Genomic DNA, 15,275 nt, shown 5'->3' with positions numbered 1-15,275 from the left:
GAAGAGTACGTTGAGAACGTGCGGTGAGTCCAATGCCACGCCGCAAGATTTACGGTTGTAGTGCACAGAACAAGAAGGATGGCCCGAATTGACTAGCCCGACGGACATCCGGACCGGTGACCCGACCGGCCTGCACCGTGTCCTCGACGACAGCGCCGTGCTCCCGCAGGCCGCGCAGCACCTCGACACCCGCCGGGAGCTGTGGCCCGACGAGGTCCGGGTCCGCGTCGAGCGGCTCAACCTCGACGCCGCGTCCTTCCGCCAGCTCGAGCGGGCGCACACGAAGTACGGCGAGACCAGCGGCGACGGCGTCCGCGCCGAGGTCCTCGACATCGTCGCCACCCGCGGCAAGATGCAGAACCCGGTCACCGGCTCCGGCGGCATGCTCGTCGGCACGGTCGAGGAGGTCGGCCCGGAGTCGCCCCTCGGCCTCGAGGTCGGCGACCGCGTGGCCACGCTCATCAGCCTCACCCTCACCCCGCTCGTGATCGAGGACGGGCTGGCGCAGTGGGACGGGCGCAGCGAGCAGGTGCCGTGCGACGGCTACGCCGTCCTCTTCGGCCGCTCCATCGCAGCCGTCATCCCCGACGACCTCGACCCCGCCCTGTCGCTCAGCGTGATGGACGTCTGCGGCGCGCCCGCCCTGACCGCGCGCGTCGTGGGGGAGTACGTCGCCCGCGGGCAGGCGCCGACGGTCGCGGTCATCGGCGGGGCGGGCAAGTCCGGCTCCCTGAGCCTGGCCGCCGCCCGCCAGGCCGGCGCGGCGCGCACCATCGGCGTCGTGCCCCACGAGGGTGAGCGCGACCTGCTCACCGACGCCGGTATCGCCGACGCGGTCACCATCTCCGACGCCCGCGACCCGATCGCGCTGCGCGACGCGGTCGCGGCAGCCGGCGGCCCGGCCGACGTCACCGTCGTGTGCGTCGACGTCCCAGGCTGCGAGGGCGGCGCCATCCTGGCCACGGCCGAGGGCGGCACCGTCATCTTCTTCTCGATGGCCACCAGCTTCAGCGCCGCGGCGCTCGGCGCCGAGGGACTCGCCGCCGACGTCCGGATGCTCGTCGGCAACGGCTACGTCCCGGGCCACGCGGCGTACGCGATGGAGCTGCTCCGCGCCGACGCCGGCGTCCGCGCGCTGTTCGAGAGGCGGCTGTGATGGCGGCGCGGAGCCAGCTCGGGATCGAGCGCGCCGACGTCCGCCGGGCCCGCACCCTCGCCCGCCAGGTCGGCAAGCCGATCGTCGACCTCGCCACGAAGCACACGACGGTCTCGGTGGAGCGCGCCACGCTGCGCCTCGCCGGGCTCGGTGGTGCCGACCCCGACGGCACGCCGTGGGTCAACCGGCTCGCGGACGCCGTGCGCGCCGACACCGGCCTCGAGCACGGCGTCAGCCTCCCGGTGTGGGACGCCCTGCTCCGCGGCGAGGGCGACGACCTGCTCACCCTCGCGCAGAAGGCGGCCGCCGGGTCGGTCACGTTCCGGGTCCCCGAGGGCCGCGACGCCACCCGCGCAGCGAGCCGTGCGCGCAAGGCCGTCGCCGCGGGCATCAAGCAGATCGACCGTCAGCGCGTCGCCCGCGAGAAGATGATCGCGAAGGTCGGCGACGCGCCCAGCAAGCCGTGGATCTACCTCATCGTCGCCACCGGCGACATCCACGAGGACATCCCGCAGGCGCAGGCGGCCGCACGCGAGGGCGCCGACATCATCGCGGTGATCCGCTCGACGGGCCAGTCGCTGCTCGACTTCGTGCCCGAGGGCGCGACGCGCGAGGGCTTCGCCGGCACCTACGCCACCCAGGAGAACTTCCGCCTCATGCGGGCGGCGCTCGACGAGACGTCGAGGGAGCTCGGTCGCTACGTCCGGCTCACCAACTACGCCTCCGGCCTCTGCATGCCGGAGATCGCGACGCTGGCCGGCCTCGAGCGGCTCGACATGATGCTCAACGACTCGATGTACGGGATCCTCTTCCGCGACATCAACCCGATCCGCACGTTCGTCGACCAGCGGTTCAGCCGCCAGATCCACGCACGCGCCGGCATCATCATCAACACGGGCGAGGACAACTACCTCACCACCGCAGACGCCATCGAGGCGGCGCACACCGTCACGACCAGCCAGCTCCTCAACGAGTACTTCGCCAAGGAGGCCGGCCTCAAGGACTGGCAGCTCGGCCTCGGTCACGCCTTCGAGATCGATCCGGCCGTGCCGGACTCGTTCCGGCTCGAGCTGGCCCACGCGATGCTCGCCCGCGAGCTCTTCCCCGACGCCCCGCTCAAGTGGATGCCGCCGACGCGCCACATGACCGGCGACATCTTCAAGGGCTACCTCCTCGACGGGTTCTTCAACCTCGTCGGTGCGATGACCGGGCAGGGCATCCTGCTCGTCGGGATGATGACCGAGGCGGTCGTGACGCCGTGGATCTCCGACCGCGACCTCGCCCTCCAGAACGTCCGCTACGTGATGAACGCCGCCGGCAAGCTCCACGAGGACTTCCACCCCTCGCCCGACGGGTTCATCGCGAGCCGTGCCCGTGAGGTGCTCGGCGAGGCCGTCGGGCTGCTCGAGGAGATCAGGTCCGACACGAGCGTCCCCGGCCAGCCGCCGCTGCTGTCCGCGATCGCGGACGGAACCTTCGGCCTGATGAAGCGTCCCGCCGACAAGGGCAAGGGGCTCGAGGGCGTCGCCCGCAAGGCGGCCGACTACTACAACCCGGCGACCGAGATCCTGGAGGAGTCGTGAGCCTCATTCGTCCTTATGGCGACACCACCGGTGACGGCATGGTGCAGCTGTCGTTCACCCTCCCGATCGAGCACTCCAAGGTCGCCGAGGGCGCCGCGGTCCAGCTCGCCAACAAGATGGGCATGGACCCGGCGCTCGTCGTGCACGCCAAGCCGATGGGGGAGGGCTTCACGTTCTTCGTCGTCTACGGCCGGGTCAACCACCTCGTCGACCCGAGCACGGTCGAGGTCGTCGAGCGCGACTACCCGCTGCTCACGCCGAAGGAGGCCAACGCGGCGATCAAGCAGTCCATGCGCCGGCGCCTCGTCGTGGTGGGCGGCTGCATCGGCACCGACGCGCACACGGTCGGCATCGACGCGATCCTCAACATCAAGGGGTTCGCGGGGGAGAAGGGCCTGGAGTACTACCGCGAGCTCAAGGTCGTGAACCTCGGCGCCCAGGTCTCCGTGCCCCAGCTCGTCGAGGCGGCCCGCGAGGAGAAGGCCGACGCCGTGCTCGTCTCCCAGGTCGTCACGCAGCGCGACGCCCACCTGCTGAACACCCGCGAGATGTCGGCGGCGTTCCGCGAGGCCTACCCGGCCGCGAAGCGGCCGCTGCTCGTCGTCGGCGGCCCGCGCTTCGACGAGACGATGGCCGACGAGCTCGGCGTCGACCGCGTCTTCACCAGGGGTACGACGCCCGGCGAGGTCGCCTCCTTCATCGTCCACCGACTCACGAACAGGACCGCCTCATGAGCCAGACCCCGAGCCGGGTCGGCACGGTCGTCACCCACCGTCGCTACGTGCCGTACTCCCACGCCCACTACGCCGGCAACCTCGTCGACGGCGCCTACAGCCTCGGCCTCTTCGGCGACGTCGCCACCGAGATGTGCATCGTGCTCGACGGCGACGAGGGCCTGTTCGCCTCCTACTCCGACGTCCAGTTCAGGGCTCCCGTGCGGGCCGGCGACCTCCTCGAGATCACCGCGACCCTGGTCCGGGAGGGCACCCGCAGCCGGGTGATGGACTTCGCGGTCCACGTCGTTGGCCGCGGGGCACCGACGGCCGAGGCGCCGGGTGCCGCGGAGGTCTTGGATCCGCCCGTCGTGGCCACCACGGCCACCGGCACCGTCGTCGTACCTCCTGCCTCCTCCTGAGCGATGCACACGACCTCGGCGTGTCCGTGGCGACACGCCGACCGGGTCAAAAATTGACGGAACGAGTTTGCCGCGAGGGGCACCTCACTGACCTGCGGTTTCGCGCGTTCACGCAGGTCAGGGCCGTGTTGACACCGTCGCCGTGGGGAAGGGAAGGTTCCGGGGTCCGCCTGTGCAGCCCGCGGGTGGCGCCATCGGCCATGGGGAGTCCGACGTGAGGTACGCGAAGCCAGCGATGCCCACCGTCCGCCGCCCCGTCGGGGGCGCCCCGCGGGGGCTGGATGCGGGAGGGACCACGAGGCCGTAGACAACTTCGTGCGATCGTCAGCCAGGCGGTCGTGCGTTGGTCCGAAGCCCCGGGGTCGCTCCCGCACCGCTGCAGGCAGCCCGCGAGACCTGTGAGGTCGTCGGCTACCGTTCGTGCGTGCCGCTCCGCTGCCTCGTCGCCCTGGTCGGCGGCCTCGTCCTGGCAGCTGCGTTCGAGCCCATCGGCTGGGCCGTGCTCATGCCCGTCGGGATCGCGGCACTCGTCCTCTCCGTGCACGGGCTGCGTCCCGGACGTGCGTGGATCCCGAGCCTGCTCTTCGGGATCACCTTCGTCTACGCGGTCATGGTCTGGATGCGCTCGGTCGGCACGGACGCCTGGATCGCGATGTGCGCCATGGAGGCGGCGTTCTTCGTCCCGCTGGGCCTCGGGCTGTCCTGGAGCATGCGGCACCGCCTGTGGCCCCTCTGGACGGCCCTGTGGTGGGTCGGGATCGAGACGTGGCGCAGCGGCTGGCCCTTCAGCGGGATGCCGTTCGGCCGCCTCGCCTACGCGACCGCCGGCACGCCGTGGGCCGACGCCCTGCCCTGGGTCGGGATGACCGGGGTCAGCCTCCTTGTCGCCCTCAGCGGTACGACGCTCGCGTGGCTGCTGCTCGAGCGTCCACGCCCCTCGCGCCGGGTCGTCGCCGGCGTCGGCGGCCTGGCCGTCGTCTCGCTGGCGCCCGCCGTGGCGGCGTACCCGATCACCGAGGACGGCACGGCGACCGTCGCCGCCGTGCAGGGCGACGTGCCCGGCACCGGGCTCAACGTCCCGGCCGTCCACCGCGAGGTGACCGCGAACCACGTCCGCCTGACCGAGCAGCTCGCGGCGGCCGTCGACGCGGGGGAGGCCCCGCGCCCCGACTTCGTCGTGTGGCCGGAGAACTCCACGGCCGTCGACCCGTTCCTCGACCCGGGCGTGCACGCCGGGATCGTCGCCGCGTCCGAGGCGATCGACGTCCCGATCATCGTCGGCGGCACCAACACCAACCCGCTCGACGAGACCGAGGTGCTCAACCAGGGCATCGTCTTCCAGCCCGGGCTCGGCAGCGGCGACCGCTACACCAAGCGGCATCCCGTGCCCTACGGGGAGTACATCCCGTTCCGTGACGTCAGCTGGATGCCGTCGACCTACGGGCGCCTGACCGAGGTGCCGCGCGACATGGTCCGGGGCACGAGCCTCGAGCCGATCACCGTGGCCGGCCTGAAGGTCGCCGACGCGATCTGCTTCGACGTGGCCTACGACGACGGCATCGGCGGTCAGGTCGCCCGCGGCGCCCAGCTGGTGGCCGTGCAGACCAGCAACGCGATGTTCAGCCGCACCTCCCAGCTCGACCAGCAGTTCGAGATCAGCCGCCTGCGCGCGCAGGAGACGGGTCGCTGGGTGGTCGTGGCGGCCATCAACGGCATCTCGGGCGTCGTGCGCCCCGACGGCTCGGTGGTCTCGTCGGTCCCGGCGCACGGCCAGGAGGTCCTCCTCGAGGAGGTCGGGCTGAGCACCACCGTGACCCCCGCCGTACGCCTCGGGCTGTGGCCGTCGCGGCTCAGCCTCGTGTTCCTCGTCCTCAGCACGGGGGCGGCCTTTTTCGCCTATCGTCGTCGCCGACAGGGGGATGCCCCCCACCGTGACCGGAGCGAGGTAAGCCCACCGTGAGTGTCGAAGGCCTCGGCCGCTGCGTGATGGTCATCCCGACCTACAACGAGTCCGAGAACATCGAGTGGATCGTCGACCGGCTGCGCAAGGCCCAGCCCGGTGTCGACATCATGATCGTGGACGACAACAGCCCCGACGGCACCGGCGACATCGCCGACAAGCTCGCGGCCGGTGACGAGGCGATCAGCGTCGTGCACCGCACCGAGAAGGCCGGCCTCGGCGCCGCCTACCTCAACGGGTTCGCCGTCGCGCTCGAGGCGGGCTACGACGTCATCGGTGAGATGGACGCCGACGGCTCCCACCAGCCCGAGCAGCTCGTGCGGCTGCTCGACGCGCTGAGGTCGGCCGACCTGGTCATCGGCTCGCGCTACGTCCCCGGCGGCTCGGTCGTCAACTGGCCGCTCCAGCGGCTGCTGCTCTCGCGCGGCGGCAACCTCTACGTCCGCCTCCTGCTCGGCATCCGCGTCAAGGACGCGACGGCCGGCTTCCGGCTCTTCCGTCGGACCACGCTCGAGGCGATCGACCTTGGCGCCGTGCTGTCTACTGGGTACGTGTTCCAGACCGACCTCGCCTACCGCACGGTCACCCGTGGCCTGCGGGTGAAGGAGGTCCCGATCGAGTTCATCGAGCGCGTGCGCGGCGACTCGAAGATGAGCGGGCAGGTCGCGAGCGAGTCGCTCAAGCTGATCACCCGGTGGGGCCTCTCGGAGCGCCGCGCGCAGCTCACCCGGAGGAAGCGCCCCGCGTGAGCCAGACCCCGACACCCGGACGAGCCCCGCGACGACGTCGGCCGTGGTTGCGGCCGCTGCTGGCGGCTGCCTTCGTGGTCGTCCCCATCGCCGAGATCTGGTTCATCCTGCAGGTCGGGCAGGTCGTGGGCCCGTGGTGGACGATCGTGCTGCTCGTCCTCGACAGCATGCTCGGCGCGTGGCTGATCAGGCGCGAGGGCGGCCGTGCGTGGCGGGCGCTGCGCGAGGCGCTCCAGGGCGGACGGATGCCCGCCCGCGAGATCGCCGACGGAGCGCTGATCCTCATCGGCGGCACGCTGATGCTGAGCCCGGGCTTCCTGCTCGACGTCGTCGGGATCGTGCTGATCCTGCCGTTCACCCGTCCGCTGGCGCGCCGGCTGCTGACCACCGTGGTGGAGCGCCGGCTGGTCGCCGTGCCGACGTTCGGTGGGGGCGCGGGTCCGGGCTTCGGCCCGATGACCCCCGGACATGACCGTCGCCCCGGACCGGGCGGCGACGGGCCGGTGGTCCAGGGCGACGTGGTCGAGTGACCAGGTGTGTCGCAGCAGTCGAGTGACTAGCTGACGCGCTTCTTCTTGTTCGCGCGGTGCAGGTGCGCGGGGCCGATCTCGCCGCCGCGCAGCAGCTCGAGGCGCTCCTTGAGGATGTCCTCGAGCTCCTTCTCGGAGCGGCGCTCGAGGAGCATGTCCCAGTGCGTGCGGACCGGCTTCTCGACCTTCTCCTCGGGGAGGATGCCGGCCGTGCTCAGCGCCTCGGCGCCACAGCGCGGGCACTCCCACTTGGCCGGGATGTCGGCCTCGACCGACATCGTGACCTCGAACTCGTGTCCGTGCTCGCAGCGGTAACCGACCTGCTGTCGGGCCGCGAACTCGATGCCGCGCTCGTCCTCAAAGCTCTGGCCGCCGAGCCTTGCGCCACGTAGTGTGCGCTCCGCCACCGTGCCCACCTCCAGTTTTGGGTTGCTGACCCCGTTGTGTTGTGTTCGGGATGGTGGGGTCTACCGGATTGCCGCTCGTGACGACTTCGTGTAGAGCCCCGTTGATCCTTCAACGGTAGCGGGGCGCCCCACATTCCGCGGATTCGGCGTCCGGGCGACCACGCTCAGGCGAGACCAACTTCACCCCCAGGGGTGGACTGGGCTGCGAAAGCCCGCTCAGATGACCGCGGGGACCTCGTTGCCGGCGTCGCGGATCCCGCGGGCAGTGTCGACGCGCAGGAGGAGCGCGCCGCCGAGCACGAAGAAGGCGATGAGCGCGAAGATCGCCGGGCGGTAGGAGTCGGTGAGCTGGTAGACGAGGCCGAAGACGAGGGTGCCGAACCAGGAGGTCCCGCGGTCCATGGCGTGGTAGAAGCTGAAGTACTCCGCCTCCTTGCCGCGGGGGATGAGCAGCGAGAAGTACGACCGGGCCAGCGCCTGGGTCCCGCCGAGCACGACGCCGATGGCGACGCCGAGCAGCAGGAACGGGACCAGCCCCTCCTCGGGCAGGAACAGGGCAGCGGTCACGATGACCATCCAGATCACCAGCCCGCCGAGGATCGTGTTCTTGGAGCCGAACCGGGCCGCGAGGCGGCCGAAGACCAGCGCCCCGCCGAAGGCGACGAACTGCACGAGCAGGATCGTGCCGATGAGGACCGACTGGCCGAAGCCGAGCTCCTCGGAGCCGTACGTCGACGCGGAGGCGATCACGGTCTGGATGCCGTCGTTGAAGAACAGGTAGGCGAGCAGGAAGTTCAGCGCGACGGGATACCGGGGGAGCTCGCGCAGCGTCCTGCCGAGCTGGCCGAAGCTCTCGGCGATGATGCCGTGCTTGCCGCCCTCGACCGGCGGCAGCACCGGCTCGTGGTCGCGGAGCCTGAGGTAGGGGATCAAGGTGAAGGCCGCCCACCAGATGCAGGCCGACAGCATGCTGATCCGCGCCGCCTCGCCGGTGCTCAGGCCGAAGGGCAGGACCGTGACGAGGGCGAGGTTGACCGCGAGCAGCAGCCCGCCGCCGAGGTAGCCCCACGCCCAGCCGCGCGAGGAGACACGGTCGCGGTTCTCCTCGTCCGAGATGAGCGGCAGGATCGAGTCATTCACCACGAGCGAGGCGCCGAGCAGGATGTTGGCCAGGAAGAAGCCGACCGCGCCGATCTGCCAGTTGCTCCCGGTCGCGAAGAAGATCAGCGAGCCGGACAGGGCACCGAGCCAGGCGAAGGTCGCGAGCAGCCGCTTCTTGTTGGCCGTGCGGTCAGCGATCGGGCCCATGAGGGGCAGCACGATGGCGGAGATGATCGTGGAGATCGTGACGAGGTACGACGGCAGCGACCCGGGCGCGACCGAGAGGCCGAGCAGGGAGATCCGGTTGTCGACCGCGGCTTCCTTGGCGATCGCGATGATGTAGGGCGCGAAGAGGACGGTGCTGACGGTGGTGACGTAGGCGCTGTTGGCCCAGTCGTACCAGTACCAGGCCTTCTGCTCCTTCTGGAGCGCGAGCGGCTCGAGGTCGGCGATCCCGCCGCCCAGCCCAGCGTCGGTGTTGCTCATGCGTCATCCTCCATGCCGTCCGGTCCGCGCTCGGACGGACCGTGCCACTGTCCGCGGGCGCGGAGCACGTCCCTGAGTATGTCCGTGCGATCGGTCATGATGCCGTCGACACCACGATCGAGGAGGGTGTTCATCTCGATCGGGTCGTCGATGGTCCAGACGTGCACCTGGACACCGGCCGAGCGCGCGCGTCGTACGAGCCCGGGCGACACCACCACGAGCCGGCCCCGCCGGTGCGGGACCTGGAGCGCGACCGGACGCCCTCGCGTGAGGAGGCGGGCGAGCCGGCCGCTGGGGGAGAGGACGTACGCCGCCACCTCCAGCGGGTGCGCGGACGTGGCGACGCGACCACGGGTGCGCCTGCGGAAGGCGTTCATCCGCCGCCCGGAGAACGATCCGACCAGCACCCGGTCCCACGCCTCCCGCTCCTCGATGAAGGCCGCCAGCGCCTCGACGGCACCGGTCGACTTCACGTCGATGTTGAAGTGCGCGTCGGGGAAGGCGTCGAAGAGCTCGGCAAGGGTCGGCACCGGCTCGCTGCCGCCGATCAGGGCCTGCTGCACCTCGGCGTACGTGCTCTCCGCGATCGTGCCCGTGCGGTCGGTGACCCGGTCCAGGACCGTGTCGTGGAAGGCGAGGAGGACGCCGTCGCTGGTGACGTGGACGTCGGTCTCGAGGTAGCCGTAGCCCAGCCCCACCGCGTGCCGGAAGGCCGCCAGCGTGTTCTCCAGGCCCTCGATCTCGGGGTGGTACGCCCCGCCACGGTGGGCGAAGGCGAGCGGACGGGGCGAATCCAGGTAGCGCGGCGCGGTCACCGGAGAAGTATGGGGCCGGGCGCTACCGTCGAGGGATGGAGAGCATGAGCTGCCCGCGATGCGGAGTCGAGATGGATGAGCGGACCCTCGGCCAGGCCTCGGTGGCCCGGTGTCCCGACGGGCACGGCGTGTTCCTGAGCCGCGCCGACCTCGGCCTCCTCGTGGAGGCCGAGACCGACTGGCACCGCAACGCCGGCCAGCACACCGCGCCGATGCCGCGGATCACCGCGGACATGACCGCCCCGCCCGCGCCGTCCAAGGTGTCGCAGGCCTGGGTCGAGACTCTGTTCGACTAGCTCGCTCCGCTCGCTGTGTCGCCGGCGCTCGTAACCCGCTCGTGCGTCCTCGTTGCCGCGTCCTTCCCCCGCTTCGCTCCGCCAGGGCGCAGCCCTCGTCCTTACTTCACGAGCGCGCCGCGACCTCTGGTGACGGGCCCCCGGCGGTCTTGGTTGAGACACGGGCGCCAGGGCGCCCTGCTCAACCAGCGGAGTGGGGCCAGGGCGCCAACCAGCGGGGTGGGCGCCGGGGCGCCCTGCTCAACCAGCGCGGAGGCGCCAGAAGGCACGACCAGGTCGACCGACCTGATGTGCCTAGATGTCCCTGAACGTCTCGATGTTGGCGCCGAGCTCGTTGAGGCGCTCCGCGAGGTCCTCGTAGCCGCGGTGGATGACGTACGTCGACCGCAGCACGCTGCGGCCCTTGGAGGCGAGCATCGCGATCAGGAGCACGACCGCGGGGCGCAGGGCCGGGGGGCACACGATCTCCGCGCCGGAGAAGTGCGTGGGGCCCTCGACGAGCACGCGGTGCGGGTCGAGCAGCTTGACCTGGGCGCCGAGCTTGTTGAGCTCGGTGAAGTAGATCGCGCGGTTCTCGTAGACCCAGTCGTGCAGCAGGGTCTGGCCCTCGGCGACCGCGGCGATGACCGCGAAGAAGGGCAGGTTGTCGATGTTGAGGCCCGGGAACGGCATCGGGTGGATCTTGTCGAGCGGGGCGCGCAGGTCGGAGGGGTGCGTGGTGATGTCCACCAGCCGGGTCTCGCCGTTGCGTGCGGCGTACTCCTCCGAGCGGTCGTAGCGGAAGCCCATCTCCTCGAGGATCGCGAGCTCGAGCTCGAGGAACTCGATCGGCGCGCGACGGATCGTGATCGACGACTTCGTGACGATGGCGGCCGCGAGGAGCGACATCGCCTCGATCGGGTCCTCCGACGGCGCGTAGTCGACGTCGACGTCGATCGACGACTTGCCGGTGATCCGCAGCGTCGTGGTGCCGATGCCCTCGACCTCGACCCCCAGCTTCTGGAGGAAGAAGCACAGGTCCTGGACCATGTAGTTGGACGAGGCGTTGCGGATGACGGTCGTGCCGGGGTGGAGAGCGGCCGCCATCAGCGCGTTCTCCGTGACCGAGTCGCCGCGCTCGGTGAGCACGATCGGCCGTCCGGGCTCGATCGCGCGGTTGACGCTGGCGTGGTAGGCGCCGTCGGTGGCCTTGACCTCGAGGCCGAAGGGGCGCAGCGCCGACATGTGCGGCTCCACGGTGCGCTCGCCGAGGTTGCAGCCTCCGGCGTAGGGCAGCTCGAACTGGTCGACGCGGTGCAGCAGCGGGCCCAGGAACATGATCACCGAGCGGGTGCGGCGGGCCGCGCCCTCGTCGATCGCGGCGAGGTTGAGCTCGGCCGGCGGGATGATCTCGAGGTCGTTGTCGTCGCCGACCCAGCGGGTGGCCACGCCGAGGGAGTTCAGCACCTCCAGGAGCCGGTTGACCTCCTCGATCCGCGCGACCTTGCGCAGCGTCGTACGGCCCTTGTTGAGCAGCGAGGCGCACAGCAGCGCGACGCCGGCGTTCTTGGACGTCTTGACGTCGATGGAGCCCGAGAGCGTGGTGGGGCCGTCGACGCGCAGGTGCGTCGGGCCGGCGCCGAGGGCGACGATCTCGGAGTCGAGCGCGGCGCCGATGCGCGCCAGCATCTCGAGCGACAAGTTCTGGTGGCCCTTCTCGATGCGGTTGATCGCACTCTGGCTCGTGCCGAGGAGCTCGGCGAGCTGGTGCTGCGTGAGCCCGCGGTGCTTGCGCGCATCGCGGATGAGGTTGCCGATGCGGCCCTTGTAGTCAGCCATGTCGACCACGGTATCTCAGATATGAGATAAAGCCAGTCGGCCCGCTGGCGGGTCGTCGCGGGGTGCGTGGCAGGATCGCCGTCATGCGCGCCACCACCATCCACGCCCCCGGTGACATCCGCTTCGAGGAGGTCCCGGACCCGGTCATCAAGGCCCCGACCGACGCGATCGTGAAGGTCGTCGCGGGCTGCATCTGCGGCTCCGACCTGTGGCCCTACCGGGGCGAGAACCCCGTCAAGGCCGGCAGCACGATCGGGCACGAGTGCGTCGGCATCGTGGAGGAGGTCGGCTCCGAGGTCTCCTCGACCAAGGTCGGCGACTTCGTCATCGTGCCGTTCTGCCACTGCGACAACACCTGCGCCCACTGCCGCGCCGGCATGCAGTCGGCGTGTGTCAACGTCGGGATCACCCAGAGCGGCCAAGGGGAGTACGCCCGGGTCACGCAGGCCGACGGCAGCCTCGTCGCCACCGACGGGGTGCCCGACGCGGGCCTGATCCCTTCCCTGCTCGCGCTCACCGACGTGATGGCCACCGGTTGGCACGCGGCCGTCGCCGCGGGCGTGCGCCCCGGCAGCACGGCCGTCGTCGTCGGCGACGGCGCCGTCGGCCTCAGCGGCGTCCTCGCGGCGGCGCAGATGGGCGCCGAGCGGGTCATCGCGATGTCGCGCCACGAGCCCCGCCAGGAGATCGCCCGGGCCTTCGGCGCCACCGACGTCGTCGCCGAGCGCGGCGAGGAGGGCGAGGCCCTCATCGCCGAGATGACCGACGGGATCGGCGCCGACGCGGTGCTCGAGTGCGTGGGCACCGACGCCTCGATGAAGACCGCCTTCGCCGTCGCCCGGCCCGGCAGCACCGTCGGCTTCGTCGGCGTGCCCCACGGGGTGGAGCTGCCCGTGCGCCGGATGTTCTCCCACAACGTCGGTCTCGCCGGCGGCATGGCTCCGGTGCGCAAGTACCTCCCCGACCTGCTCGACCGTGTGCTCTCCGGCGCGATCGACCCGGGCAGGGTCTTCGACCTGACGCTGCCGATGGCCGAGTCGGCCGAGGGCTACCGCGCGATGGACGAGCGCCGCGCGATCAAGGTCCTCCTCCAGCCGTGAGCGAGGCGAACCTGCCCGGCGGTCCGCTCGTCCTGGGCCCGCTCCTGAGGTACGTCGACGAGACGACCGCCGCGGTCTGGGTCGAGACCCGCGACCCGGGCACGGTCACCGTGACGCGTGGCTCGGCCCGCGCGAGCGCGCGCACCTTCGGGGTGCACGGACACCACTACGCGCTCGTCGAGCTGGGTGACCTCGAGCCCGGCACGACCGAGGCCTATGCCGTCGAGGTCGACGGGGAGGCCGTGTGGCCCGAGCCCGGGTCGTCCTTCCCGGCGCCCGTCATCGCCACGCTCGAGCCGGGCCGGCCGTTGGCGATGGCCTTCGGCTCGTGCCGCACCTCGGTGTCGCACGACGCGAAGGGCAACGACGCCCACGGGGTCGACGCGCTGAGGGCCTGGGCCCTGCGCGTCGGCGACCAGGTGCCGCCGGCCGACGCCGACGACCCCGACCTGGCTCCCGATCGGCTGCCGGACCTGCTGCTCTTCCTCGGCGACCAGGTCTACGCCGACGAGACCACCGACGAGATGCGGGCCTTCATCGAGTCGCGCCGCGACATCGAGCAGGCCCCCTGGACCGAGCTGAAGGACTACGAGGAGTACGCCCACCTCTACGCGCTCGCGTGGTCCGACCCGGCCAACCGGTGGCTGCTGTCCACGGTCCCGAGCGCGATGATCTTCGACGACCACGACATCCGCGACGACTGGAACACCTCGCTGGTCTGGCGCCGTGAGATGGAGGCGACGTCGTGGTGGCACGGTCGCATCGTCGCCGGCCTGGCGTCGTACTGGGTCCACCAGCACCTCGGCAACCTCTCGCCTGCCGAGCGCCGCACCGACGAGCTGTACGCCGCGGTGCTGGCGCACGAGGGCGACGACGAGCTCGACCTCGGCGCCGTCCTCGACGCCTTCGCCGAGCGGGTCGACCAGCACCCGGAGACCTACCGGTGGAGCTACACCCGCGACTTCGACACCCAGGCCCGGCTCGTGGTCGTCGACTCGCGCGCGGCCAGGGAGCTCGACCCCGCCCACCGTGCCATGCTCGATCCCGACGAGGCCGCCTGGCTCGACTCGCAGCTGCGTGGCGACGTGGACCACCTGCTCATCGGCACCTCGGTGCCGTTCCTCCTGGCGCGCGGACTGCACCACCTCGAGGCCTTCAGCGAGGCGCTGACCGAGGGGGCCTGGGGCGAGCACGGGGCCAGGTTCGGCGAGAAGATGCGCAAGACCGTCGACCTCGAGCACTGGGGCGCGTTCCAGAACAGCTTCCAGCAGGTCGCCCGCCAGGCGATGGAGGTCGCGGCGGGGGAGCGCGGGCGAGCGCCGTCGACGGTGACCTTCCTGTCCGGCGACGTCCACCACAGCTACGTCAGCGAGGCACGGCCGGCACGCAGCTCCCGCCGGAGTGGACGCGAGCTCACCTCGACGGTGCTCCAGGCGGTCTGCTCACCGATCCGCAACCCGCTCTCGCGCAACATGCGGTTCGCGACCGCGGTCCTGTCCTACGGCGTGGCCGGCCCCCTGGGCCGGGTGGCGTCGTGGTCGACGCGGGTGCCCGACTCACCGCTCCACTGGCACTACGCCCAGGGGCCGTGGTTCGACAACAACCTCGCGTTCGTCCGTGTCACGGGACCGAGCCTGCGGATGTGGTGGGTGACCGGTGAGGTGGTCGACGGCGGGCACGAGCGTCCGCTGCTGGCCAAGGTCGCGGCCTACGAGCTCGACGAGCAGGGCAGGCCGCCGGAGCGCGAGAGCGTCGCGGCGAAGGTGTGGACGTCGACGCGGAGCCGCGTCAGACGACGCTGAGCACCCGGTCGCGCCCGTGCGCGCAGTCGCACGTGTCCGAGCACGGCAGGTAGGTGTGGCGGCCGTGGCCGCAGCCCGTGCACGGGATGTCGTGCGACAGGTGGTTGGTGCTGGTCTCGACGGTGTCCCACATGGTGTGCCCCCACGGCAGCTGGTTGTTCCGAGATGCCCCGCCCGTGTTGGTGGGCGAGCGGATGCTGACTAGACGTCGAGAGTCGCACCCCGTGACGCGATCCACGTGGAAACCCGCCGGGATTGCCTGATCTGGGGCATGAATGACCCGTTCGGGCCATACCGGCTGGCCCTTTCACCCCCGCCCGTCCGGCCTAGGATCCGG

At 71.1% G+C, this 15,275-nt stretch carries 15 protein-coding genes; 10 read left to right on the top strand and 5 right to left on the bottom strand.

Translation table 11 applies throughout. The annotated features are described in order from the left end of the window. The first annotated feature begins 88 nt into the window (after window positions 1-88). From kdd to EUA93_RS16500, 7 genes are all read left to right on the top strand, one after another. Entirely contained in the window at window positions 89-1,156 is a 1,068-nt protein-coding gene (gene kdd, locus EUA93_RS16530) for an L-erythro-3,5-diaminohexanoate dehydrogenase (protein WP_242497462.1), read from the top strand. Beyond that, the gene (kamD, locus tag EUA93_RS16525) at window positions 1,156-2,739 is read left to right on the top strand and encodes a lysine 5,6-aminomutase subunit alpha (RefSeq protein ID WP_129401417.1); all 1,584 of its coding nucleotides are present in this window, start codon (window positions 1,156-1,158) and stop codon (window positions 2,737-2,739) included. The genes kdd and kamD overlap by 1 nt, the downstream gene beginning before the upstream one ends. Further along, window positions 2,736-3,473: a lysine 5,6-aminomutase subunit beta gene (gene kamE / locus EUA93_RS16520; RefSeq protein WP_129401416.1), complete on the top strand. Its 738-nt coding sequence runs from the start codon at window positions 2,736-2,738 to the stop codon at window positions 3,471-3,473. The genes kamD and kamE overlap by 4 nt, the downstream gene beginning before the upstream one ends. Next, window positions 3,470-3,874 carry a 3-aminobutyryl-CoA ammonia lyase gene (gene kal / locus EUA93_RS16515; protein WP_129401415.1) on the top strand — a complete coding sequence of 135 codons (405 nt, stop codon included), beginning with the start codon at window positions 3,470-3,472 and terminating at the stop codon, window positions 3,872-3,874. Before kamE ends, kal begins: the two co-directional genes overlap by 4 nt. Before the next feature lie 424 nt (window positions 3,875-4,298). Then, window positions 4,299-5,834 (top strand): apolipoprotein N-acyltransferase, encoded by a 1,536-nt coding sequence (gene lnt, locus EUA93_RS16510; RefSeq protein WP_129401414.1) that lies wholly within the window; start codon window positions 4,299-4,301, stop codon window positions 5,832-5,834. Beyond that, the gene (locus tag EUA93_RS16505) at window positions 5,831-6,583 is read left to right on the top strand and encodes a polyprenol monophosphomannose synthase (protein ID WP_420819081.1); all 753 of its coding nucleotides are present in this window, start codon (window positions 5,831-5,833) and stop codon (window positions 6,581-6,583) included. The genes lnt and EUA93_RS16505 overlap by 4 nt, the downstream gene beginning before the upstream one ends. After that, window positions 6,580-7,113 carry an FxsA family protein gene (locus EUA93_RS16500; protein ID WP_129401413.1) on the top strand — a complete coding sequence of 178 codons (534 nt, stop codon included), beginning with the start codon at window positions 6,580-6,582 and terminating at the stop codon, window positions 7,111-7,113. The genes EUA93_RS16505 and EUA93_RS16500 overlap by 4 nt, the downstream gene beginning before the upstream one ends. Before the next feature lie 26 nt (window positions 7,114-7,139). Here EUA93_RS16500 and EUA93_RS16495 read toward each other — a convergent pair whose 3' ends face one another. From EUA93_RS16495 to EUA93_RS16485, 3 genes are all read right to left on the bottom strand, one after another. Further along, the gene (locus tag EUA93_RS16495) at window positions 7,140-7,520 is read right to left on the bottom strand and encodes an RNA polymerase-binding protein RbpA (RefSeq protein ID WP_129401412.1); all 381 of its coding nucleotides are present in this window, start codon (window positions 7,518-7,520) and stop codon (window positions 7,140-7,142) included. 216 nt (window positions 7,521-7,736) lie between these two features. Further along, a complete protein-coding gene (locus tag EUA93_RS16490; RefSeq protein ID WP_129401411.1) occupies window positions 7,737-9,107 on the bottom strand; it encodes an MFS transporter in 1,371 nt (456 codons plus the stop codon). Then, window positions 9,104-9,922, bottom strand: coding sequence for a glycerophosphodiester phosphodiesterase family protein (locus EUA93_RS16485; protein ID WP_129401410.1), 819 nt, complete (start codon window positions 9,920-9,922; stop codon window positions 9,104-9,106). Before EUA93_RS16485 ends, EUA93_RS16490 begins: the two co-directional genes overlap by 4 nt. Before the next feature lie 35 nt (window positions 9,923-9,957). Here EUA93_RS16485 and EUA93_RS16480 point away from each other — a divergent pair, with 35 nt between their 5' ends. Then, the gene (locus tag EUA93_RS16480) at window positions 9,958-10,218 is read left to right on the top strand and encodes a zf-TFIIB domain-containing protein (protein ID WP_129401409.1); all 261 of its coding nucleotides are present in this window, start codon (window positions 9,958-9,960) and stop codon (window positions 10,216-10,218) included. 294 nt (window positions 10,219-10,512) lie between these two features. Here the strand turns inward: EUA93_RS16480 and EUA93_RS16475 are convergent, their stop codons facing one another. Beyond that, window positions 10,513-12,036: a helix-turn-helix domain-containing protein gene (locus tag EUA93_RS16475; protein ID WP_129401408.1), complete on the bottom strand. Its 1,524-nt coding sequence runs from the start codon at window positions 12,034-12,036 to the stop codon at window positions 10,513-10,515. A gap of 83 nt (window positions 12,037-12,119) precedes the next feature. Here EUA93_RS16475 and EUA93_RS16470 point away from each other — a divergent pair, with 83 nt between their 5' ends. Together EUA93_RS16470 and EUA93_RS16465 are read left to right on the top strand one after the other, a co-directional pair. Continuing rightward, a complete protein-coding gene (locus EUA93_RS16470; RefSeq protein WP_129401407.1) occupies window positions 12,120-13,136 on the top strand; it encodes a zinc-dependent alcohol dehydrogenase family protein in 1,017 nt (338 codons plus the stop codon). Continuing rightward, window positions 13,133-14,938: an alkaline phosphatase D family protein gene (locus EUA93_RS16465; RefSeq protein WP_242497461.1), complete on the top strand. Its 1,806-nt coding sequence runs from the start codon at window positions 13,133-13,135 to the stop codon at window positions 14,936-14,938. The genes EUA93_RS16470 and EUA93_RS16465 overlap by 4 nt, the downstream gene beginning before the upstream one ends. Here EUA93_RS16465 and EUA93_RS21655 read toward each other — a convergent pair. Then, window positions 14,925-15,071 carry a hypothetical protein gene (locus tag EUA93_RS21655; RefSeq protein ID WP_165355200.1) on the bottom strand — a complete coding sequence of 49 codons (147 nt, stop codon included), beginning with the start codon at window positions 15,069-15,071 and terminating at the stop codon, window positions 14,925-14,927. The genes EUA93_RS16465 and EUA93_RS21655 overlap by 14 nt on opposite strands. Window positions 15,072-15,275: the final 204 nt, after the last annotated feature.

The organism is Nocardioides oleivorans, assembly GCF_004137255.1.
Classification (GTDB): domain Bacteria; phylum Actinomycetota; class Actinomycetes; order Propionibacteriales; family Nocardioidaceae; genus Nocardioides; species Nocardioides oleivorans.
This window is presented reverse-complemented; position numbering and strand designations above follow the sequence as displayed.